The 21,088-nt window shown below is 65.2% G+C and carries 20 protein-coding genes; 17 read left to right on the top strand and 3 right to left on the bottom strand.

All coding sequences use genetic code 11. The features are described from left to right. Positions 1–21 precede the first annotated feature (21 nt). The 12 genes from RX327_RS22990 (at position 22) to RX327_RS22935 (ending at position 15,252) form a co-directional block, all read left to right on the top strand. Positions 22–1,338, top strand: coding sequence for an MFS transporter (locus tag RX327_RS22990; RefSeq protein ID WP_028336434.1), 1,317 nt, complete (start codon positions 22–24; stop codon positions 1,336–1,338). Positions 1,339–1,712: 374 nt separating this feature from the next. Beyond that, a complete protein-coding gene (locus RX327_RS22985; RefSeq protein ID WP_028336433.1) occupies positions 1,713–3,017 on the top strand; it encodes an MFS transporter in 1,305 nt (434 codons plus the stop codon). A gap of 52 nt (positions 3,018–3,069) precedes the next feature. Further along, a complete protein-coding gene (locus RX327_RS22980; protein WP_317247211.1) occupies positions 3,070–3,846 on the top strand; it encodes an aspartate/glutamate racemase family protein in 777 nt (258 codons plus the stop codon). A gap of 63 nt (positions 3,847–3,909) precedes the next feature. Next, positions 3,910–4,683 carry a GntR family transcriptional regulator gene (locus tag RX327_RS22975; protein WP_050385807.1) on the top strand — a complete coding sequence of 258 codons (774 nt, stop codon included), beginning with the start codon at positions 3,910–3,912 and terminating at the stop codon, positions 4,681–4,683. Then, positions 4,680–5,444: an aspartate/glutamate racemase family protein gene (locus RX327_RS22970; RefSeq protein ID WP_317247210.1), complete on the top strand. Its 765-nt coding sequence runs from the start codon at positions 4,680–4,682 to the stop codon at positions 5,442–5,444. The genes RX327_RS22975 and RX327_RS22970 overlap by 4 nt, the downstream gene beginning before the upstream one ends. Further along, positions 5,444–6,856, top strand: a complete 1,413-nt coding sequence (gene hydA, locus RX327_RS22965) for a dihydropyrimidinase (RefSeq protein ID WP_317247209.1) — start codon at positions 5,444–5,446, stop codon at positions 6,854–6,856. Before RX327_RS22970 ends, hydA begins: the two co-directional genes overlap by 1 nt. Positions 6,857–6,901: 45 nt before the next feature. After that, on the top strand, positions 6,902–7,786 hold the full coding sequence (locus tag RX327_RS22960) for an alpha/beta fold hydrolase (protein ID WP_225161822.1): 885 nt from the start codon (positions 6,902–6,904) through the stop codon (positions 7,784–7,786). A 481-nt stretch (positions 7,787–8,267) separates the two neighbouring features. Further along, complete coding sequence (locus RX327_RS22955) at positions 8,268–9,695, top strand: DUF1254 domain-containing protein (protein WP_317247208.1); 1,428 nt, start codon at positions 8,268–8,270, stop codon at positions 9,693–9,695. A 513-nt stretch (positions 9,696–10,208) separates the two neighbouring features. Beyond that, positions 10,209–11,855 carry a phospholipase C gene (locus RX327_RS22950; protein ID WP_410712196.1) on the top strand — a complete coding sequence of 549 codons (1,647 nt, stop codon included), beginning with the start codon at positions 10,209–10,211 and terminating at the stop codon, positions 11,853–11,855. A 109-nt stretch (positions 11,856–11,964) separates the two neighbouring features. Further along, on the top strand, positions 11,965–13,296 hold the full coding sequence (locus RX327_RS22945) for a cytochrome-c peroxidase (RefSeq protein ID WP_050385745.1): 1,332 nt from the start codon (positions 11,965–11,967) through the stop codon (positions 13,294–13,296). 72 nt (positions 13,297–13,368) lie between these two features. Then, positions 13,369–14,154 (top strand): aldo/keto reductase, encoded by a 786-nt coding sequence (locus RX327_RS22940; protein WP_317247207.1) that lies wholly within the window; start codon positions 13,369–13,371, stop codon positions 14,152–14,154. A 207-nt stretch (positions 14,155–14,361) separates the two neighbouring features. Continuing rightward, positions 14,362–15,252 (top strand): hypothetical protein, encoded by an 891-nt coding sequence (locus RX327_RS22935; RefSeq protein ID WP_050385747.1) that lies wholly within the window; start codon positions 14,362–14,364, stop codon positions 15,250–15,252. A 12-nt stretch (positions 15,253–15,264) separates the two neighbouring features. Here the strand turns inward: RX327_RS22935 and RX327_RS22930 are convergent, their stop codons facing one another. Further along, on the bottom strand, positions 15,265–15,942 hold the full coding sequence (locus RX327_RS22930) for a DUF599 domain-containing protein (RefSeq protein WP_317247206.1): 678 nt from the start codon (positions 15,940–15,942) through the stop codon (positions 15,265–15,267). A 119-nt stretch (positions 15,943–16,061) separates the two neighbouring features. Here RX327_RS22930 and RX327_RS22925 point away from each other — a divergent pair, with 119 nt between their 5' ends. The 5 genes from RX327_RS22925 (at position 16,062) to RX327_RS22905 (ending at position 19,303) form a co-directional block, all read left to right on the top strand. Next, positions 16,062–16,715, top strand: coding sequence for a glutathione S-transferase family protein (locus RX327_RS22925; RefSeq protein WP_317247205.1), 654 nt, complete (start codon positions 16,062–16,064; stop codon positions 16,713–16,715). 117 nt (positions 16,716–16,832) lie between these two features. Next, entirely contained in the window at positions 16,833–17,201 is a 369-nt protein-coding gene (locus RX327_RS22920) for a YidB family protein (RefSeq protein WP_028336420.1), read from the top strand. 218 nt (positions 17,202–17,419) lie between these two features. Continuing rightward, entirely contained in the window at positions 17,420–17,623 is a 204-nt protein-coding gene (locus RX327_RS22915) for a hypothetical protein (protein WP_018272021.1), read from the top strand. A gap of 153 nt (positions 17,624–17,776) precedes the next feature. After that, entirely contained in the window at positions 17,777–18,724 is a 948-nt protein-coding gene (locus RX327_RS22910) for a hypothetical protein (protein ID WP_050385749.1), read from the top strand. Positions 18,725–18,862: 138 nt separating this feature from the next. Beyond that, entirely contained in the window at positions 18,863–19,303 is a 441-nt protein-coding gene (locus RX327_RS22905; RefSeq protein WP_317247204.1) for a DUF1489 domain-containing protein, read from the top strand. A gap of 19 nt (positions 19,304–19,322) precedes the next feature. On the opposite strand, the gene RX327_RS22900 is transcribed toward RX327_RS22905, so the two are convergent. Together RX327_RS22900 and panC are read right to left on the bottom strand one after the other, a co-directional pair. Beyond that, the gene (locus RX327_RS22900; RefSeq protein WP_082190671.1) at positions 19,323–20,069 is read right to left on the bottom strand and encodes a hypothetical protein; all 747 of its coding nucleotides are present in this window, start codon (positions 20,067–20,069) and stop codon (positions 19,323–19,325) included. A gap of 120 nt (positions 20,070–20,189) precedes the next feature. Further along, positions 20,190–21,041: a pantoate--beta-alanine ligase gene (gene panC / locus RX327_RS22895; protein ID WP_317247203.1), complete on the bottom strand. Its 852-nt coding sequence runs from the start codon at positions 21,039–21,041 to the stop codon at positions 20,190–20,192. Positions 21,042–21,088 lie beyond the last annotated feature (47 nt).

Genomic DNA, 21,088 nt, shown 5'->3' with positions numbered 1-21,088 from the left:
ACTAAACAAGGGGAGGCCTCAATGTCGATCACGTTCAGTCCGTCGGGCGTCGGCTCGGTCGGAGTCCAGAATCCGGAGCTTGCGACGTCGTTCCGCCGCGCGCAGTGGCGGATGCTGTTCGCGGCGATGTTCTGCTATCTGTTCTTCTACACCGGGCGGCAAACCTTCGGCTTCGCCATTCCCGGCATCCAGGCCGAGTTCGGCGTCACCAAGGAGGCGTTGGGCTGGGCCAGCGCGGCGCTGCTCTGGTGCTACGCGGTCGGGCAGGCGATCAACGGCAATCTCGGCGACAAGTTCGGCGGCCGCCGCGTGATGAGCGCCGGCGCGATCCTCTCCTTCATCATGAACTGGGCCACCAGCCTCTCGACCGGCATCGTCAGCCTCACCGCGTTCTGGGGCATCAACGGCTATTTCCAGTCGATGGGATGGGCTCCGGGCAGCCGGTTGCTGTCGAACTGGTGGGGCCGCCACGAGCGCGGCACGGTCTACGGGCTCTATACATTCGCGGCCGGTCTCGCCTCGGTGCTGTCGTTCGTCACCTCGCTGGTCGTTGTCGGCTACTTCCAGCTCGACTGGCGCTGGATCTTCCGCATCCCGGTCGTGCTGCTGCTGCTCGGCGGCATCGCGTTCTATCTGATCGCGCGCGAGAAGCCCGAGGACATGGGCTTTGCCTCGCCGCATGACGAGGCCGACGATGTCGCCGCTGCGGAAGCCGCGGTCAGCGCCAACGAGGGCTCGCTGGCGCGCTACAAGGCGGTGCTGTCGAACTGGCGCCTCTTGGTCGCCGGCGTTGCGATCGGCTTCCAGAACGCGGCGCGTTATGGATTGCTGGTGTGGGTGCCGGTGCACTTCCTCGGCAGCAACTGGGCCAAGGCCGGCGCCGCCTCGGTGATCGATCCGCGCTGGATCAGCATCGCGCTGCCGGTCGGCATGGCGGTCGGCGCGTTCAGCAATGGCTGGGTTTCGGACAAGGTGTTCGGCTCGCGCCGCTACCTCGCCATCGTGCTCTACATGGCGCTCGCCGCGGTCACCTCGCTGTGCATGTACGCGATCCCGACCTCGGACGTCGTTCTCGGGATGACCGTGCTGTTCCTGTGCGGCTTCTTCACCTACGGGCCGCAATCCTCGTTCTGGGCGCTGTGCCCGGATCTGGTCGGCCACAAACGGGCAGGGACCGCGACCGGGGTGATGAACTTCTTCGCCTACCTGTTCGCAGGTCTCGGCGAGCCGATGATCGGCCACTTCATGGACAAGCATAACCAGACCTCGCTGGTGTTCCTGGTGGTCGCTGTCTGCGCGACCTCCAGCGCGGTGGTGGCGGCCTTCATCCGCCGCTGACGAACGATCCGCATCAGCGGCTCACCACAGGTCCGCGCTTCCGAGAGGAGGCGCGGACCAACTCTTTTTGCAACGAGCAACGCCGTTGCGCGCGCGATCGCTGCAGCCGCAATGCGGGGACCAATTCCCCGAAATTGCCTGGCTCGAGCGGTGACCTGACGCTCAATCGCTCATTACCGGCTGACCAAAATCGATGCATGAAAATATAAATATCACGTAATATCAATATGATATAGAAAATTGCATGCAGAATACAAAATGTGCTTGTCCCGTTTGCCGCCTTGAAGCAGACTTTGCGCAGGGCAGGAGAGGCCGGCGACCGTCAAGGACGAGGGGCGCGGCAGGGCAAAACAATCTGTCGGGAGGAGCGAGCAATGAGCGATCAGGTGTCCACCATCGCAATGGCAGATACGGCAAAGCCTTCCGGCGTGCGCTGGAAGATCTTCCTGCTGATGCTGTTCCTGATCTCGATCAACTATATCGATCGTGCCTCGCTCTCGGTCGCGATGCCGGTCATCGCCAAGGAGTTCGATATCGATCCGGCGATGCAGGGCCTGATCCTGAGCTCGTTCTTCTGGACCTACGCGCTGATGCAGGTGCCGGGCGGCATGCTCGCCGATCGCTTCAAGCCGCGTATCGTGATCGCGCTCGCGACGCTGTTCTGGGGCTTCTTCCAGGCGCTGGCGGCGCTGTCCACCAGCTGGATGCTGCTGCTGCTGACCCGGCTCGGGCTCGGCGCGTCGGAAGCGCCGATCTATCCGGCGGGCGGCAAGCTCAACGCTATCTGGATGACGCAGACCGAGCGCGGCCGCGGCGCCACCTTGCTGGACGGCGGCGCACCGCTTGGTGCGGCGCTCGGCTCGATCGTGATCGCCTGGTTGATGGCGGCGTTCAGCTCCTGGCGCGTCGCCTTCGTCATCGCCGGCGTCGGCACCATGCTGTGCGGGCTGTGGGCCTGGTACTACATCCGCAACGTGCCGCGCGAGCATCCCTCGGTCAATGAAGCCGAGGCGCGCTATCTCGAGGAGGCGCACGCGATCGAGGATGCGGCGACGCCGCCGTCCTCGGGCGCAAGCTGGATGGCGTATTTCCGGTTTCGCTCGGTGTGGTGCATGTGCCTCGGCTGGATGTTCTTCAACACCACGTTCTACGGGCTGCTGACCTGGATGCCGACCTACCTGTTCAAGGTGCACGGCTTCGACATCAAGGCGCTGGGCGGCGCGTCCTTCATCATCTTCTTCGCAGGCTTCGTCGGCGAGCTGGTCGGCGGCTGGATCGGCGATAACTGGCGGGAGCGGGGTGGGTCGCCCAACACCGTGTTCCGCACGCTGTTCGGCATCGCGGCGATCATGGCGACGGTGTCGATCTTCCTCGTCGCCTACGTCACCAACGCGGTTGCGGTCGTGGTGCTGCTGTCGACGACGCTGTTCTTCCTGCGCTGGTGCGGCATGTACTGGGCGATCCCGTCAGCGCTGGCGGGCCGCGGCAAGTCCGGCTTCCTCGGCGGCTGCATGAATCTCGGCGGCAACATCGCCGGCATCACGACGCCGCTGATCGTCGGCTTCATCGTGCAGGCCACCGGCTCCTATTTCCTGGCCCTGATGTATTTCGCCGCCGCGGGCATTGCGCTGTTGATCTGCTCGACCCTGATCGATTACAGCCGCAAGCTCCCGGTCTAGAACGGATGCGGTCGAATCCGCCAAGGGTTCGGCCGCTTGATGAGGCTCACTAATGACACGTCCCGTCCGGCTCGGCATGCTGACGCCGTCGTCGAATACCGCGCTCGAGCCGATCACCTGCGCGATGCTATCGGGGATCAACAACGTCTCGGCGCATTTCTCGCGCTTCAAGGTGACCGAGATCGCGCTGTCGGAGCAGGCGCTGCGCCAGTTCGACGCCAGCGAGATCCTTCGCGCGGCCGAGCTGCTCGCCCATGCCAAAGTCGACGTCATCGCCTGGAATGGCACCTCGGCAAGCTGGCTCGGTTTTGATCGCGACGAGAGCCTGTGCGAGCAGATCACGGCGGCGACCGGGATCAAGGCCTGTACCACGGTGCTGGCCTATCGCGACCTGTTGCGGCGGATCGGCGCCAGCCGCATCGGGCTGGTGACGCCATATCGCACGGATGTGCAGGAGCGGATCATCGCCAACTGGAATTCGCAAGGACTGCATTGTTTTGCCGAGCGGCATCTGTCGCTGCAGGACAATTTCTCCTTTGCCGAGGTCAGCGAGGCCGAGGTCGCAGAGCTGATCGAGGAGGTGGTGCGGGAGGGCTGCGATGCCGCCGTCGTGCTCTGCACCAACATGCGCGGCGCCGGCGCGGCCGAGCGGCTGGAGCAGAGGTTTGGCGTCCCGGTGCTGGACTCGATCGCGGTGACGCTGTGGGCGTGCCTTGCCGCGGCCGGCTGCGATCCGTCGCGCGTGCAGGGCTGGGGCAGCCTGTTCTCGAACCCCGATCTGCGCGCGACCACCGCGATCCACGTGGGAGGGCGCGATCTCCAATCATGACAGTGAAGGCAAGCGGTGACTGAACCCAAGGCGACCAGACGGAACAAGGAACCCAAGCGCGCGATGACCGCGCTGCAACGGCGCCGCCTGCGTGTGCCGCGGGTCGGGCTGCACGAGCAGGCAGCGGCGCGGCTGCGCACCATGATCGTGCGCGGCGAGCTGGCGCCGGGGCAATCGTTGGGGGAGGCGGACCTGTCCGACGCGCTCGGCGTCTCGCGCACGCCGCTGCGCGAGGCGCTGAAGCAATTGGCGAGCGAGGGTCTGGTCGAGCTGCGGCTCAACCACAGCGCCGTGGTGGCGCCGTTCCGCCGTGCCGAGCTCGCTGAACTGTTCGAGGCTGTCAGCGGCATCGAACGCTGCGCCGCCGAGCTCGCCGCGCTGCGCATGGAGCCGGACGACTTCGAGCGGCTCGCGGTGCTGCAGGACAAGATCGAGTGGCATCACGGCCGCGGCGAGCTGCGCGAGTATTTCCAGACCAATCAGCAGATCCATTCGGCGATCGTCGGCTTCGCCCGCAATGCGGTGCTGAAGGCGACGCACGAGGCGCTGCTGGCGCGGGCCGAGCGGGCGCGCTTCTTCGCGCTGTCGGTGCTCGGCCGCTGGGATGAATCGGTGCGGGAGCACCAGGAGATTCTGTCCGCGCTGAAGCGCCGCGATGCGGCGCGGGCCGGGCAGATACTGGCCCACCACGTGCGCCGCACCGGCGAGATCGTCGCCGAGACGCTGGATGCCAAGACACTGGATGCCAAGACGCTGGATGCCGAGGCGGACGGCGCCGCGGCACCGGAGGCACCGGCAAGGCCGCGCGGCCGCAAGACGAGGAACGTTGCGCCATGAAGATCCTGCTGCTCAATCCCAACACGACGGCTGATGTGACGGATCTGCTCCATGCCGCCGGCAGCAAGGCGGCGTCGGTCGGCACCGAACTCGTGCCGCTCACCGCCGCCCGCGGCGTGCCTTATATCGCGACGCGCACCGAGGCGCAGATCGGCGGCGCCATTGCGCTGGAGATGCTGGCCGAGCAGCACAGGAGGGTCGATGCCGCGATCATCGCGGCCTTCGGCGATCCCGGCCTGTTCGCCGCGCGCGAGACCTTCGACATTCCCGTGGTCGGCATGGCGGAAGCGGCGATGCTGACCGCCTGCATGGCCGGGCGTCGCTTCGCCATCGTCACCTTCGCCGGCGCGCTGGCGCCCTGGTACGAGGAATGCGTCGCCATGCACGGACTGAGCTCGCGCTGCGCCGGCATCCGCACGCTTGACGGCGGCTTCCAGTCGATCTCGGAGGTGCAGGCCGAGAAGGAGGAGCTGCTGGTCGCGCTCGCCAACCGCGCGGTCGAGCAGGACAACGCCGACGTCGTCATTCTGTCGGGCGCGCCGCTCGCCGGGCTCGCGGCAAAAGTCCGCGACCGCATTCCGGTGCCGGTGGTCGATCCGGTCGCGGCGGCGGTGCGGCAGGCGGAGACGCTCGCCGTGCTCAAGGCGCGCAAGGCGGTGGCCGGCACCTTCCGCCGTCCCGATCCGAAGCCGACGCGCGGGCTGGCCGAGCCACTCGCCGCAATCATCGAACACCGCTCACCGAAGGAGGGAACAAACTGATGTCCTTCGACACCATCATCCGCGGCGGCACTGTGGTGACCGCTGCCGACACCTTCGCCTGCGACGTCGGGATTAGCGGCGGCAAGATCACGGCGCTCGGTCATGATCTCGGCGATGCGGCCACGATCATCGACGCCACCGACCGCCTGGTGCTGCCCGGCGGCATCGACAGCCATGTCCACTTCGCCCAGCCGTCCGGCGACGGCATCGTGATGGCCGACGGCTTTGCCAGCGGCACGCGATCGGCGGCGTTCGGCGGCAACACCACCGTGCTGCCGTTCTGCCTGCAGGAGAAGGGCCAGACGCTGCGCGAGGCGCTGAAGCATTACCATTCGCTGGCCGAAGGCGAGTGCCATGTCGACGTCGCCTTCCATCTCATCCTCACCGATCCGACCGAACATGTGCTGGGCCAGGAGCTGCCGGCGCTGGTCGAGGACGGCTACACCTCGCTAAAGGTCTTCATGACCTATGAAGGCCTCGCGCTGTCGGACCGCGAGCTGCTCGAAACCATGTCGGTCGCGCGCGAGACCGGCGCCATGCTGATGGTGCATGCGGAGAATTTCGACGCCATCCGCTTCCTGACCGACCGGCTCGAGCGCGCCGGCAACACCGCACCGCGCTTTCATGCGACCTCGCGGCCGATCCCGGTCGAGCGCGAGGCCACCCACCGCGCGATCTCGCTGTCCGAGCTCGTCGACGTGCCGATCATGATCGTGCATGTCTCGAACGGCGAGGCGATGGACGAAATCCGGCGCGCGCAGCAGCGGGGCTTGCGGGTAATGGGCGAGACCTGTCCGCAGTATCTGATGCTGACCGAAAAGGATCTCGATCAGCTCAACATGGAAGGCGCAAAATACGTCTGTTCGCCGCCGCCGCGCGACGTCGCCAGCCAGCAGGCCTGCTGGGAGGGCTTGCAGCAGAAGGTGTTCTCGGTGTTCTCGTCCGATCATTGCCCGTTCCGTTACGACGATCCCAAGGGCAAGCTGACGCCGAATGCGCGCACCTCGTTCCGCTGGGTGCCGAACGGCATCCCCGGGGTGGAGACGCGGCTGCCGATCCTGTTCTCCGAGGGCGTCTCGAAGGGACGGATCGACCTCAACAGCTTCGTCGCCTTCAGCGCCACCAACCACGCCAAGATCTACGGCCTCTATCCGCGCAAGGGCACGATCGCGGTCGGCTCGGATGCCGACATCGCGCTGTGGGACCCGAAGCGCAAGGTGACGATCCGTCACGAGCTGATCCACGACGGCGCGGACTACACGCCCTATGAGGGGCTCGCGGTCACGGGCTGGCCGGTGCTGACCATGGTGCGCGGCAAGGTCGTCGTCGATAACGGTACGCTCATTGGCGGCAAGGGCCACGGCACCTATCTGCCGCGCGCCAAGCCGCCGAAGACCGCGACCATTCCGTAACGCGACCATCCCGTAACAAGCAAAGAGAGAAGGCAGGAGATCAACATGCCCTATGCTGTGACAGACGACGGAGTGCGGCTTTATTTCGAGGAGACCGGATCGGGGCATCCGGTGATCCTGGTCCACGAGTTCGCCGGCGACCTGCGTAGCTACGAGCCGCAGATGCGGCACTTCGGCAAGCGCTTCCGGACCATCGCCTACAATGCGCGCGGCTTTCCGCCGTCGGATGTGCCGGAGCAGGTCTCGTCCTATTCGCAGGCGCGCGCCGCCGACGACATCCTGGCCGTGCTCGATCACATCGGCGCGCCGAAGGCGCATATCGTCGGCCTGTCGATGGGCGGCTTTGCGACGCTGCATTTCGGCTTGCGTCACCCTGATCGGGCGCTGTCGCTGTGCATCGGTGGCTGTGGCTACGGCGCCGAGCTCGACAAGCGCGAAACGTTTCGCGCCGAGGCCGACGTGATCGCGAACATGATCCGCAAGGACGGCATGCCGGCCTTCGCCGAGCGCTACGCCTACGGGCCGACCCGGGTGCAGTACGAGAACAAGGACCCCCGCGGCCACGCCGAGTTCAAGACCATGCTGGCCGAGCATTCGGCGGTGGGATCGGCCAACACCCAGCAGGGCGTGCAGAAGGAGCGTCCCTCGCTCTACACGCTGGTCGACGAGATGAAGCGCATCAATGTGCCGACGCTAATCATCACCGGCGACGAGGATTGGCCGTGCCTGCTGCCCGGCATCCTGATGAAGCAGAGCATCCCCTCGGCCGCGCTCGCGGTGATGCCGAACTGCGGCCACGCCATCAACATCGAGGAACCCGACGAATACAACCGGATCGTCGGCGATTTTCTGTCGCAGGTCGAAAGCGGCCGCTGGCCACAGCGCGATCCGCGCGCGGTAAGTGCCTCGATTACGGGAATGAAGGATTAGGCCCAGGACTCATCCGGACTCATTAAGGCGCAGTCTGATTGCCCTTAGTTGAACGAAGCCAAGGTAGTCGGCGGCAAGCCAGTCGTGGTGCGTAGCAGCCCGACGACGTTGTTTGATCCTGTTGAAGTAGATTGGATCGCTGCGATTGCTGTTCGGCGGGCGCCCGCGCCCCTTTCTGCGTCGCAAGCTCGCCGGCCGAACGCAACGCTGCTGGCATGGCCCCTGGTTCGGCGTTGATGAGCGGAAGCGGACGTCAACCCATCGACAATCACCGCAGCCATTCCTGAAGGGTGACAATTGCAAGATGCAGTTGAAAGCCACCGTTGATCTAAATCAATTCAGATGGCGAAATGTCTGCGGCAGGCTGTGTCGCGTGGGCCGGTGTCGTGCTCAGGCCCCGGCCGGTGGCGCGCGCTGCCGTCCGTCATATTGGAAAGGGAGTGTTTGATGCAAAGGCGATCGAACTCTGAGCCCGCAGACCGTGACGAAGCGCGATTTTCTGCGGTCTGCCGCGTTGGCGGCGATTACGGCAACTGCCAGCAGTTCAACCTGGGCGCAGTCCGAGCGTCCGGGATTCTTCAAGGCCAAGGACATTGCCGAGGCCGGCTTCATCTATGGCCTGCCGATCGTGATGTCCTATGGTGTGATGTACGAGTACGCCGTGGACAAGTCGTCAGGGCAGTACAAGGCGCCGTTCAATACGCTGGTCAACGAGGCCCGCGTTTACACCTACGAAGATACCGCCGTCGTCACGCCCAACAGTGACACGCCGTATTCGTTTGCATGGCTGGACTTGCGGGCCGAGCCCATCGTCTTTTCGGTGCCGGCGGTCGATCCCAAGCGCTACTATTCGCTGCAGTTGATCGACCTTAATACGTATAATTTTGGCTATGTCGGTTCGCGCGCGACGGGCAGCGATGCGGGAAGTTATCTGGTCGCCGGCCCGCGATGGACCGGCGCGACACCGGCCGGCATCAAGAAGGTGTTCCGGTCGACGAGCGATTTCTGCCTGGCACTTTTCCGGACCCAGCTGTTCGACCCGGCCGATATTGAGGCCGTCAAGAAGGTTCAGGCCGGCTACAAGGCGCAGCCGCTTTCCAGCTTCCTGAATCGGCCCGCGCCGTCGCCGGCGTCGGCGCCGTCTTTCCCCAAATTCGAGAAGGATCTCGTCCGCACCGAGTTCTTCGAATATCTGGACTTCGCGCTTCAATTCGCGCCGGCGCTGCCGGAGGAACGCTGGATCCGGGAGCAACTGGCACGGATCGGCGTGGGGCCAGGGAAGACCTTCGATTTCCGCAGCCTGTCGCTGGAAGACAAGGCCGAGATTTTGCTTGGCATGAAGGAGGGCGAGCGCAAGGTCAGCGAGACCGTGGCGAGCCTCGGCAAGGACATCAATGGCTGGCGCGTCAGCTCGGCGTTCGGTGACGCGGCATTCTTTCACGGCGACTGGCTCTTGCGCGCGGCAGCCGCGAAGGCCGGCATCTATGGCAACGACGCGGTGGAGGCCATGTATCCCCTGGGCAAAGTGGACGCCGATGGCAAGGAACTCGACTGCTCGAAGTCGAGCTACACACTGACCTTCCCGGCGGGACAACTGCCACCGGTGAACTCCTTCTGGTCGGTGACGATGTATGACGGCAAGAGCCAACTCCTGGTCAAGAACCCGATCAGCCGCTACCTCATCAACTCGCCGATGTTGCCGCACATGAAGCGCGGCTCTGACGGTTCGCTGACGATCTACGTCCAGAGCAAGTCTCCGGGAGCGGACAAGGAGGCAAACTGGCTGCCGGCGCCGGATGGCCCGATCTATGTGGTGATGCGACTGTACTGGCCGAAAACCACGCCGCCATCGATTCTGCCGGCAGGCGAAGGGGCGTGGAAACCTCCCGGCTTTATGCGCGTGTCCTAGCAACCGGTCTCACATCCGCCGCGTGCGCCGAGCCGAAGCGCCGCCCGCCACAAGACCAGGCATCCGCGCTTTTCGGGACAACATTCCCGGAAGGCGCGGATTTATTTTCGGGCGTGAGCAGCCGCGATTGCCGGCAGCGCACAACTAGTTCACGCGATTGCTGACCGCTGCCGTCATCTTCAGCGCGATCCCTTCAATTCCAAGTCTTCTGATCCAAGCCTTCTGACCGAAGCCTTCTGACCGAAGCCGCGTCCACGGATAGCCGCTCGTGTCAGAGGCGTGACGTCTGCCATGCGCGCAAAGATTGATCCCCCGACGCTCGCTGCAACCGACGCAAACATCGGCGCACATCATCGTTCGTCGCATTCATTCGATCGACACAGCGCTGTCATCGGCGATGGATAACTTGTCGCAGGTCGACGTCATAAATCCTTCAAAAATAAAAGGGGCACTACGGTGAAAGCCAAATTTCTTTCGACGGTCGGAGTTTGTCTGGTTGCTGCCGCTGCGGTGATGTGCAGCGCCGCCGCCCAGGACGACAACAAGGGCAATAACGGCCACGATCATCATCCGCACGACATCCACACCCAAACGCCGATCAAGCATCTTGTCGTCATCTTCAACGAGAACCGCTCGTTCGATCACTACTTCGCAACCTACCCGGTTGCGACCAACCCGACCGGCTCGATTCCGTTCACGGCGAAGCCGCATACGCCGAAGGTCAACAATCTCGCCAGCGCCAATCTGTTGACCAATAACCCGAACAACAACCCGGCCAATGGCACCGGCGCGACCAATCCGTTCCGCCTCGACCGCACCCAGGCCAACACCAAGTCGCAGAACCACGCCTATACGCCCGAGCAGCAGGCGGTCGACAACGGCAAGGAAGACCTGTTTCCGAAATTCACCGGTCGCGGCACCGCCGGCGGCGTCGGCGCTTTCGGCACCAACGGGCAGGTGATGGGTTATTTCGACGGCAACACCGTCACCGCGTTCTGGAATTACGCCCAGAACTTCGCGATGAGCGACAACAGCTGGACCGACACCTTTGGTCCGTCGACGCCCGGCGCGCTCGAGGTGGTTTCCGGCCAGACCAACGGCGCACAGAACATCGTCGGTTCGTCGTCGTCGATCGCCGACGGCCAGGGCGGCCTGACGCTGATCGGCGATACCGATCCTGCCTATGATGCCTGCTCGAGCACGACCAGCCAGGTCCTGATGACCAGCAAGAACATCGGCGATCTGCTCAATGCCCAGCAGATCAGCTGGGGCAGTTTCATGGGCGGCTTCGACCTGACGCTCAAGAACAGCAACGGCACCACCAACTGCGGCCGCAGCACGTTCTCGAGCAACGTCAACGGCACCGTCGTGGACTACATCCCGCACCACGCCTGGTTCCAGTACTACAAGTCGACCGCCAACCCGACCCATGCGCGGCCGAGCTCGGTGAATGCGGTCGGTCACACCTATGTGCCCGGCAGCAAGACGCTCGATCCGGCCAATCATGCCTACGATCTCGAGGACTTCTATGCTTCGGTGAAGGCCGGCAACTTCCCGGCCGTCTCCTACATCAAGATGCCGGCCTATCAGGACGGTCATCCCGGCAACTCCGATCCGCTCGATGAGCAGGCCGGCAATGTCGAGCTGATCAACTTCCTGCAGAAGCAGAAGGAGTGGGGCGAGACCGCCGTCATCATCACCTATGACGACTCCGACGGCTGGTACGACCACCAGTACCTTGCGCCGATCAGCGCTTCGTATGATCCGACCGCCGACCAGGTCAACGGTCCCGGCCAGTGTGGCCGCGGTATCGGCAAGCAGACGCAGCCGAATGGCCTCAACGGCCAGCCGGTGAACGGCCGCTGCGGTCCCGGTACGCGCGTCCCGTTCCTGGTGATCTCGCCCTTCGCCAAGCGGAATTACGTCAGCCACACCCGCATTTCGCAGGCCTCCGTCGTGCGCTTCATCGAGGACAACTGGCTGCATGGCCAGCGTCTCGGCGGCGGCTCGTTCGACGACAACGTCGAATCGATCGCCGACATGTTCGACTTCGAGCGTGGCCACGGCCAGGACCACGAGTATCGGCAGGACACGCTGTTCCTCGATCCGACCGCCGGCACCGTCATCGTCAGCGCGCCGGATGATCACCATCACCACTAACGCCCTTCGGTTCTGATCCAATCAGAACCGAAGCTTTGCCCTGACGCGTTCTGCTCGCGCGAACTGGTCTCCGGTTCGCGCGAAAACGCTTAACGACACTGGATCTGACATGAACGGCCGCACCTTGTGGCTTCTCGGCGCCGGCCTGCTGTGCATGGCGGGCACTGTTGCGGCCGTCGAGACGCAGGGACTTCCGGGGACCAATCCGCACCCGGTGCAGCTCAGGCGTCCGCCGGCCGCTCCGCTGTCCGCCATGGCGCAGCTCGGCCAGAAGATCTTCTTCGACGCGTTGCTGTCCTCGTCGGGCGCATTGTCATGCGCGTCCTGTCACAGTCCGGACCACGCCTACGGGCCACCCAATGACGGGCCGGTGATGCTCGGCGGGCCCGCGCAATCCCGGCAAGGGACCCGCGCCGTGCCGGGCCTGACCTATCTCGAGCGGCAGCCGAATTTCAGCATCGGGCCGGAAAAGGACGATGACGACAATGTCGTCGACTTCGCGCAACTGGCCGCGCTCGGCCAGCAGGCCCCGCGCGCCAAAAAAGTTGCGACCGGGACCGCCGCGTCGGCGGTCAACATCGTGCCGCAGGGCGGACTGTTCTGGGACGGCCGCGCCGATACGCTGCAGGACCAGGCGATATTCCCGCTGCTCGATCCCAACGAGATGGACGGCGGCAGCATCGAAATCGTGGCGCAGAAGCTGCGCCAGGCGAGCTACGCGCCGCGCTTCGCCGAGCTGTTCGGTGCCGGTGTCTTCGACAATACGCGGCTGCTGGTCGCGGAGGCGATGTTTGCCGTCGCGCGCTATCAGGTGGAGGAGCCGAGCTTCCATCCCTACACCAGCAAGTTCGATTACTGGCTGGAAGGCAAGGCGCGATTGAACGAGAGCGAGCTGCGCGGCCTGCAATTGTTCAACGATCCGGACAAGGCCAATTGCGGCGGCTGCCATACGTCGCAGCCGACCCGGGACGGTCTGCCGCCGCTGTTCACCGATCACCAATATGAGGCGCTCGGCGCGCCGCGCAACGCCGCGCTCGCCGGCAACCGCGATCCCGATCATTTCGATCTCGGGGTCTGCGGTCCGTACCGCACCGACATTGCCGAGCAGACGCAATATTGCGGGATGTTTCTGACGCCGACCTTGCGCAACACGGCGACGCGTCGCGTGTTCTTCCACAACGGGGTCTTCACCAGCCTCGAGCAGGTGCTCGACTTCTATAACTTCCGCGATACCAATCCGGAGAAGGTGTTTCCGCGCGGCGCCGACGGCGCGGTGCGCAAATACGATGACCTGCCGGAAAAATATCACGGCAATGTCGACGTCAGCGATCCGCCGTTCGAGCGCCATCCCGGCGACACGCCGGCGATGACGGCGCAGGACGAGGCCGACATAATCGCCTTCCTGAAGACGCTGACCGATGGCTACCAGCCGGAGCGATGAGACGTCGCGACGTTCCATCGCGGAACCGAACCGTGAGTTGGCAGGGCTTCGTCATGCGCGCATAATGGGCGCATGAATGTCGTCGAAGGCAACGGTGCCAGAATCCCGGCGATCGGGCTCGGGACCTGGGAGCTGAGCGGCAGGCCTGCCGCGCGCGTGGTCGAGCAGGCGCTACGGCTCGGCTATCGTCACATCGACACCGCGCAGGTCTACGACAATGAGCGCGAGGTCGGCGACGGCTTGCGCGCCTCCGGCGTGCGCCGCGACGACGTCTTCCTCACCACCAAGGTCTGGACCAACCATTTCATGGCGAAGGATCTCGAGCGGTCGGCGAAGGAGAGCCTGGCGCGGCTGCGCCTGACCGAGGTCGATCTGTTGCTGCTGCACTGGCCCAATTCCCACGTGCCGCTGGCGGAGACGCTGGGCGCGCTGTCGCATGCCAGGCAGATGGGACTGACCCGCCACATCGGCGTCTCCAATTTCACGGTGGCGCTGATCGAGCAGGCGGTCGCGGCATGTCCCGAGCCGCTCGCCTGCGACCAGGTCGAGTACCATCCTTACCTACACCAGGCCGACGTGATCGAGGCCTGTCGGCGCCACGGCATGGCGTTCGTCGCCTATAGCCCGATCGCGAAGGGACGGGTCAAGGGCGACCGCGCGCTGGCGCGGATCGGCGACCGCTATCGCAAGAGCGCTGCCCAGGTCTGCCTGCGCTGGCTGGTGCAGCAGAATGTCGCTGCGATCCCGCGCACCTCGCGCGTCGAGCGCCTGTCGGAAAACATCGACATCTTCGATTTCGAGCTGTCGGAAGACGACATGCGCGAGATCTCGGCGATCGGGAGAGCTGACGCGCGATGACGGGCCCCGCGACGCATGGGGTCTTTGCCTGAGCATCAAGGTCTTGGGAAGCATCAAGTCTTGGAAAAATGGCTGGGTCCTGATCCGGATCATGCTAATGCCCCGCTGGCCGATTGCGGCTTTGGACCGAATGGGGATTGAGGCAGGCGGGTTCCGGCCGGTATTGTAGCCCGGCGGGGAGAGACGTCACTGATGTGATCGAGTGGGATGAAGTTTCGGCCAAACGCGGATCTGATGGCGTCGGTGTTCGTGCACCTGATGCTGCTTGCGCTGATTTTCCTGTATTCGGAGGTCCATCAGTTCGATCCCGTCGCCGCTGACACGGTGCCGGTCGAGATCGTGACGCCGCAGGAGGTCGCCAAGTCCGAGGTCGAGACCAAGCCCGAACCGGCCCCGAGCCCGTCGCCGACGCCTGAGTTGCAGTTGCCGTCGCTCGATAAGCCGGTGGATTCAGCCAAGCCCGAACCATCGGCGCAGGCGCCCGCGCCACAGCAGAGCGCGCCACAGCAACCGCCGCAGAAGCAGGCGCAGCCGCCCAAGCCCACCCCAACTCCGCAACAAGCCGCGGCTGCGCAGCCGGCGCCTCAGCCGCCACCGATGCCCCAGCCAATGGCGCAGCAACAGGCGGCAGCGTCGTCGCCTGCCTATGCGCAGCCCGAGCCCGATCTTTCGGTCAAATACAATGTCATGCTCGGCCTGCCGCCCGATATTTCCGTGAAGCCGCCCGCCGCCGCGCCGTCCGGCCCCGGACCCGGCAAGGACAATTTCGACGCAGCCGCCACCGAGCAGGCGGACGTCGGCTCAAGCGTGGTCGCCGAATTCCGCCGTCACCTGAAGACCTGCCTGAAACTCCCGCCGACGCTGAGCACGGGCGACGACGTGAGGATCAAGCTCAGGGTGTTCATGAAGCCCGACGGTAAGCTCGCCGCGCAGCCCTTGCTGATCGAAGCCACCGCCTCGGAAAAGGGGCCGCTGTTGCTGAAGAGCGCGACCGAAGCGCTGCAGGCCTGCCAGCCCTATGCGATGCTGCCGCGGGATCGCTACGGCGAATGGAAGGTGCTCGACCTCGATTTCAGTCCGCGCGATTTCGCGTCGTAGACGAGGTTCGCCTCAGCTTCCCATCGCCTGCCAGGCATTCGAGGCGAACTGCCGCCGCCAGGTGACGACCACCACGGCGGCCGTGGTCACGAACAGCACCCAGGGGCTGACGAACCAGCCGAGATAGCCGAGCGCGAAGAAGAACGCGCGCTGGCCGCGGTTGAAATGGCGGCCGGCGGATTCGAACAGGCGGGAGGTGCGAATGACATGGGCTTCGGCCTCCGGCGTGTCGCGCCGGTCGGCCGGCGGCATGCCGCCGAACAGGATCGCGACATAGTTGAATAGGCGATAGGCCCAGGCGAACTTGAAGAAGGCGTAGACGCAGATCAGGATCAGCCCGATGCACTTGACCTCCCACAAAGCGGGCGAGGGCGTCAGGTTGACCGGCAGCGCGCCGAGCACCGCGAGCGCGTCGTTGGTGGCGTGCAGCAGCGCCAGCGCGCCGCCGAGCGCGAAAAGGCTGGTGGAGGCGAAGAAGGCGGTGCCGCTCTGGAGCGAGGCCATGATCTGCATGTCGACCATGCGCGTCTCGCGGTGGAGCATGCGGCGCACCCAGACCTCGCGATAGCGGTTCATGCGCGCCGACAGGCTGTCGCGACCGTAGGCCGAGTGCTCCAGCGTCAGGGCATAGACCAGCCATTCCAGCGCAAAGAAGCCGACGGCCAGGATGTCGGTCCAATAGCCGGTCATGTTGCCTTCCTTCGTGAGCGCGCGGCTGACTGTCCGCGCCGGACCGCATCCGCGTCATGTACAGGTTGAACGCGTGCAATGCACTATGGCAAACTACCGTGGCAACAGGATTCCCGGACATGCTCAAGCTCGTCATCGGCAACAAGAACTACTCGTCATGGTCGATGCGGCCCTGGCTCGCGCTCCGCGCCAACGACATTCCGTTCGAAGAGGTCTTCATTCCGCTCTACACGGACCAGGCCGACAAGGACCGCATCCTCTCTTTCAGCAAGGCCGGCAAGGTGCCGGTGCTGGTCGATGGCGACATCACGGTGTGGGATTCGCTTGCCATCATCGAGTATCTCGCCGAGAGATTTCCCGAGGCGAAGCTCTGGCCTGCGGATCGTGCCGCGCGCGCGCATGCCCGCGCGATCTCGGCCGAGATGCATTCCGGCTTCATGGCCTTGCGCAACGAATGCGGCATGAACCTGCATCGGCCGATCCGCCCCGTGGCGCTGTCGGATGATGCGCGCGCCAACGTGGCGCGGATCCAGGAGATCTGGGCCGAGTGCCATGCGCGCTACGGCAAGCAGGGTCCGTTCCTGTTCGGCGCATTCTCCGCCGCCGATGCGATGTACGCGCCCGTGGTGCATCGTTTCCGCACCTACGCGATCCCGGTGAAGGCCGAAGCGCAGCACTATGTCGATGCCATGATGCAGCTTCCGGCGTTCCAGGAATGGAGCCGCGACGGCGTTGCCGAGACGCTGCGGATCGCTCGTTTCGAGGATGTCTGACGGTTGCTGCGCTTCCGAATTGTGACAGCGGTCGCAAAGATCGCGGCTTGACGTCGCGGGGCCGAAGGCGTCGAATCCGGAAAGGCTGGTTTTGCAAGTCGTGAAAGGACTTAGACCATGGGCATTCTCGATTCCCTGGAGAATTCGCCGGAGCTGAAAGGCATGCTTGGCCAGCTTGGCGCGGCGGTGATCCCGGTCGTGCTCGGCGAGGTCCTGGGCAATGGCGGGCAGGGCGGCTTGTCCTCGATCGTCGCCAAGCTCGAGCAAGCCGGGCTCGGCGAGCAGGTCAAATCCTGGATCGGTACCGGTCAGAACCTGCCGATCACCGCTGAGCAGCTCCAGCAGGTGCTCGGCAGCGACACCGTCAAGCAGCTCGCCGCCAGGTTCAACATTCCGGTGGACCAGCTGTCCAAGGTGCTCGCCCAGCAACTTCCGGCTGCGGTCGATGGCGCGAGCCCGGACGGCAAGCTGCCGCACACCGCCTGAGCGGCTGGAATCAGGGTTCCAGCCGGGCTCGGCGGGCAATTTCCGGCTGGCACGCAAATTGCTGCCTATCGCCCTGAAAAACCTGCAAAAATCGCACCTTCGCCATGCCCCAATCTCGCTGGATTTGGGGAGGTGCGATGTGCTAGCTTGCCGCAGGGTTCTCAAAATGCCGGCCTGAGCTATCGGGACTGTCAGCTCAGCCAGCAATCTCTAAGAAAATGGAGAGGGCGTTGAAGCATAAGTACTCGATTGGCGAGACCGTCTATTTCACGGCCAGCAACGTGGCGCGCCCCGCCGCGAGCGGCACCTATCAAGTGATCCGCCTGCTGCCGACCGACGGTGACGACTGCCAATATCGCATCAAGAGCTCGACTGAAGCTTTCGAACGGGTGGCCAAGGAGAGTCAGCTCGCGCTGTCCTGAAGGAGTTGTGCGCAAGCCGGCGGCTGGAGCGGGTTCCGCGCCGCCGCCGTCAAAAGGCCCCGTTCGCAGATCCATTGTGCTGAAGGTTGGACGTCGGGGTGGCGGCGTTCGCCGTCGCCGATTGTGCTTACGCTGCGTTGAGGGACATCGCGCATGAACTGGGCTTCCTCGCTGGATCAGATCTGGCGCTCACCGACCTTCCCGATGTGGCTGACGCTGGCCGCTGCGGGGTTCTTTGGGATCGTCGTTCTGGTCACGCTGCTGCGTGCGGAAAAATCCGTCGCCAACGGCGCGCTGACCGTGATCACGCTGCTGTCGATCGCGGTTGCGGTCGCTGCGACGATCCGTGGCTTCGGCCCAGGTGGGCAGGCGGCGCCGGCCGAGACACGGACGGCGCAACTGGCCAGCCAGACGGTGCCGGCGCTGGCCTGCGTCGACGATCTCGCCGGAGACGCCGTTCTCAACGCCTGCGAGAAGGTGCTGTTCGGTTCATCGGATACGGCGGCAGCGGCGGTCAGTTACGCTGCGGCGCAGATCTCGCGCCTGACTGCGCTCGGCGACCTCGCGACCGCCGAGCGCAATTCGACCACCGAGTTGCAGGCGCTGCGCCGTGCCATCGAGCATGACCGCTACGGCTTGGTCGCCTATGCGCTGATGGCGCGCGACCACTGCACGCCGACCGCGTGCCCCGCGTTCCGCTCGCTCGGCGACAACCATCAGATCATCGCCAACATGAACGAGCGGACCTACGAGAACCTGATCACGCGCTACGCGGGGTCGTGGAACGCGCCGGCCGGCGCCCAGGCGTCGGCCGTCTCCGGCCTGGTCGCGGCGCTGCCGCAGTCATTGCCCACCGGCAAGCCGACCAATGCGGAGTTTCCGAGCTCGGCGAACACGCCGCCGGTCAGCATCATGACGCCCGAGCCGGCAAAGCCAGCCGCCGCCGCACCCGCGCCGGCCGCGCGCGCCGCCGCGCCGCCCGCCGCAGCCCCGAAGCGGCCGCCGGCAGCGAAGCGCCCGGTCCAGATCGCGCCGGCCCCGGCCGCGCCGGCGCCGCCTCCTGCCGCCGCCAGCGCACCGGCGGCTGCGAACGAGCAATGAGCGTGATGACGGCGGCTTGAGCCGCCGTCATTGCACTGTTCCGGCTTCGTTTGGCTCGAAAAACGCTCTAGTCCCGATATCCACCGCCGCGGAGAGCGCTCCCTTTTCAAAGCGCGCGCCGGCCGCTACATCCGGCGCATGCCGCTTCATCTCATCAAGCTCGCCGTCGGTTGCGACTCCGTCAAGGAACTCAAGGGCTGGGTTGCCGAGCGGATGGCGACCGCGAAGAAAAAGGGCCTGCCGCTCCGTCACGTCCACATCACGCGGATGACGCCGAAGCGCGAGGAGGAGATCCTCGCCGGCGGTTCGCTCTATTGGGTGATCAAGGGCGAGATCGCCGCGCGGGAAAAGATCATCGGCATCGAGCCGTTCCGCGACAAGGATGGCATCGGGCGCTGCCGGATCGTGATGCAGCCGAAAGTGATCTCGGTCTCGCCGCGGCCGATGCGCCCGTTCCAGGGCTGGCGCTATCTCACCGCGGACTCCGCGCCGGCCGATCTCACCAAGTCGAGCGCCGCCAGCGTGGCATCGATGCCCGAGCCGATGCGCCGCGAGTTGCGCGACCTCGGCTTGCTCTGAGGCCGATGACTGCCGCGAACTACTGCGTCACGAGGTGCAGCCGGCTCCATTCGGACGCCGGGATCTCGACATAGCGGCTGCCGCCCGCATTGCTGACGGCGACGTCGAGCAGCTCGTGATCGATCCCCATCTCGCCGAGATAGCGTCGGAACTGGTCGGTGAAGACCGAGGTCAGGCTCTCGCGATGCTCGGCCGAGACGTTGGGCGCGAGCCGGTTGTGGATCGCCATGCCGCTCAGCACCACGCGGCTGCCTTCCGGCAGGCTGCGATGCACGCCGCCCGACAGCATCAGCACGCAGGCCAAATCGCAGGCAATGCCGGACAGCTTCTCCTTGGCGTCGAGCGGGCCGCCGGGCCGCTTGAGCGCGAAACATTCCTCCTCGGATTTCCCGGTGCAGGCCTCGACCTCGGTCGCCGCGACCGCGGCATCGATGCCGCGATCGCGCAGGATGCGGCCGAGGCTGGAGGCAACGTTGAGGTTGGAATTCCCTTTGACGTTGATCACCACCGGCAGCTTGCGGCCGTTCTGCCGGTCGAGGATCGCCAGCAGGCGCTTGTAGGTATCCCACTGCACGGCGCCCTCGGCGGCGATCCAGTCCGAGCAGCCCGGGCCGCAGGCATCAGGCGCACCATGCGCGACATAGAAGATCATCGCGCCGGGCGCCGAATTGACCCCGCCGACCGGCGGCCGGGTCTGCGCCTGCACGAGGCCTGCGGCCACGAGCGCGATGCCGAAAGCAATGCCTTTCCTGAAATAACCGCTCATTCCGATCGCCTCTGAAAGGCGCGATCATCCACGCGTCGGCCGCGCAGATGAGGCCGAGCCCTCATTACAGGCTCGAACCCCGTTTGCGCATGAACCGCATCACACTTTCCGGATCCTGCTCTATACCGCGATGTTGTCGATCAGGCGGGTGCTGCCGAGCTTTGCCGCCACCAGCATCCGCATCGGGCCGTCCTTCAGCGAGCCGATCGGCGCCAGGGAGGCGGCGTGGCGGACTTCGAGATAATCGAGCACGAAGCCGGCCCTGGTGATCGCCGCGGCGCCGTCGGCCATTGCAGTCGCGGTATCCTCGCCGGCGCGCAGGCGGCCGGCCGTTTGCTTCATCACCCGGTGAAGCTCGGGGGCGGCGCGCCGTTCCTCGGGCGAGAGGTAGACGTTGCGCGAGGACATCGCGAGCCCGTCGCGCTCGCGCACGGTGCGGGAGCCGAGGACCTTGACGCCGAGGTCGAGGTCGCGCGCCATCTGCGTCACCACCCGCAGCTGCTGAAAATCCTTTTCGCCGAAGATCGCAAAGTCCGGCCGGCACTGAGTGAACAGCTTGCCGACGACGGTGGCGACGCCGCCGAAGAAGTGCGGGCGGAAGCGGTCCTCGAGGCCGGCGAGCGCCGGTCCTTCCGGCACGATGCGGGTGGCAAAGCCCTCCGGATACATGGCCTCGACGCCCGGGTGCCAGACGATATCGACGTCCTCGGCCGCGAGCTTGGCGATGTCGGCCTTCCAGGTGCGCGGATAGGCGCCAAAATCCTCGGTCGGGGCAAACTGAGTCGGGTTGACGAAGATGGACACCACGACGCGGCTGGCGCGCCGCTTGGCGAGGCGAACCAGGGACACATGTCCGTCATGGAGGGCCCCCATGGTCGGGACCAGCGCGACGGTTGCCTTCTTGGCGCGCAGGGTGTCGACGGCGCGACGAAGGGCGGGGACGGTACGGACGACGGTGGGATTTCTCGGCATCTGGTCTCGGCTCGTGGGGCAATCCGGGTGGGAACGAATCTGGGCGG

This window comes from Bradyrhizobium sp. BEA-2-5, from assembly GCF_032918025.1.
Classification (GTDB): Bacteria; Pseudomonadota; Alphaproteobacteria; order Rhizobiales; family Xanthobacteraceae; genus Bradyrhizobium; species Bradyrhizobium pachyrhizi.
Note: the sequence above shows the minus strand (reverse complement) of the source record. Positions and strands in the feature narration are given on the sequence as shown.

Bases quoted from the DNA above. Each gene is read 5' to 3' on its own strand.
- RX327_RS22990 (WP_028336434.1), top strand. From the start codon at position 22: ATGTCGATCACGTTCAGTCCGTCGGGCGTCGGCTCGGTCGGAGTCCAG.
- RX327_RS22985 (WP_028336433.1), top strand. From the start codon at position 1,713: ATGAGCGATCAGGTGTCCACCATCGCAATGGCAGATACGGCAAAGCCT.
- RX327_RS22980 (WP_317247211.1), top strand. From the start codon at position 3,070: ATGACACGTCCCGTCCGGCTCGGCATGCTGACGCCGTCGTCGAATACC.
- RX327_RS22975 (WP_050385807.1), top strand. From the start codon at position 3,910: ATGACCGCGCTGCAACGGCGCCGCCTGCGTGTGCCGCGGGTCGGGCTG.
- RX327_RS22970 (WP_317247210.1), top strand. From the start codon at position 4,680: ATGAAGATCCTGCTGCTCAATCCCAACACGACGGCTGATGTGACGGAT.
- hydA (WP_317247209.1), top strand. From the start codon at position 5,444: ATGTCCTTCGACACCATCATCCGCGGCGGCACTGTGGTGACCGCTGCC.
- RX327_RS22960 (WP_225161822.1), top strand. From the start codon at position 6,902: ATGCCCTATGCTGTGACAGACGACGGAGTGCGGCTTTATTTCGAGGAG.
- RX327_RS22950 (WP_410712196.1), top strand. From the start codon at position 10,209: ATGTGCAGCGCCGCCGCCCAGGACGACAACAAGGGCAATAACGGCCAC.
- RX327_RS22945 (WP_050385745.1), top strand. From the start codon at position 11,965: ATGAACGGCCGCACCTTGTGGCTTCTCGGCGCCGGCCTGCTGTGCATG.
- RX327_RS22940 (WP_317247207.1), top strand. From the start codon at position 13,369: ATGAATGTCGTCGAAGGCAACGGTGCCAGAATCCCGGCGATCGGGCTC.
- RX327_RS22935 (WP_050385747.1), top strand. From the start codon at position 14,362: ATGAAGTTTCGGCCAAACGCGGATCTGATGGCGTCGGTGTTCGTGCAC.
- RX327_RS22930 (WP_317247206.1), bottom strand. From the start codon at position 15,942: ATGACCGGCTATTGGACCGACATCCTGGCCGTCGGCTTCTTTGCGCTG.
- RX327_RS22925 (WP_317247205.1), top strand. From the start codon at position 16,062: ATGCTCAAGCTCGTCATCGGCAACAAGAACTACTCGTCATGGTCGATG.
- RX327_RS22920 (WP_028336420.1), top strand. From the start codon at position 16,833: ATGGGCATTCTCGATTCCCTGGAGAATTCGCCGGAGCTGAAAGGCATG.
- RX327_RS22915 (WP_018272021.1), top strand. From the start codon at position 17,420: ATGGAGAGGGCGTTGAAGCATAAGTACTCGATTGGCGAGACCGTCTAT.
- RX327_RS22910 (WP_050385749.1), top strand. From the start codon at position 17,777: ATGAACTGGGCTTCCTCGCTGGATCAGATCTGGCGCTCACCGACCTTC.
- RX327_RS22905 (WP_317247204.1), top strand. From the start codon at position 18,863: ATGCCGCTTCATCTCATCAAGCTCGCCGTCGGTTGCGACTCCGTCAAG.
- RX327_RS22900 (WP_082190671.1), bottom strand. From the start codon at position 20,069: ATGAGCGGTTATTTCAGGAAAGGCATTGCTTTCGGCATCGCGCTCGTG.
- panC (WP_317247203.1), bottom strand. From the start codon at position 21,041: ATGCCGAGAAATCCCACCGTCGTCCGTACCGTCCCCGCCCTTCGTCGC.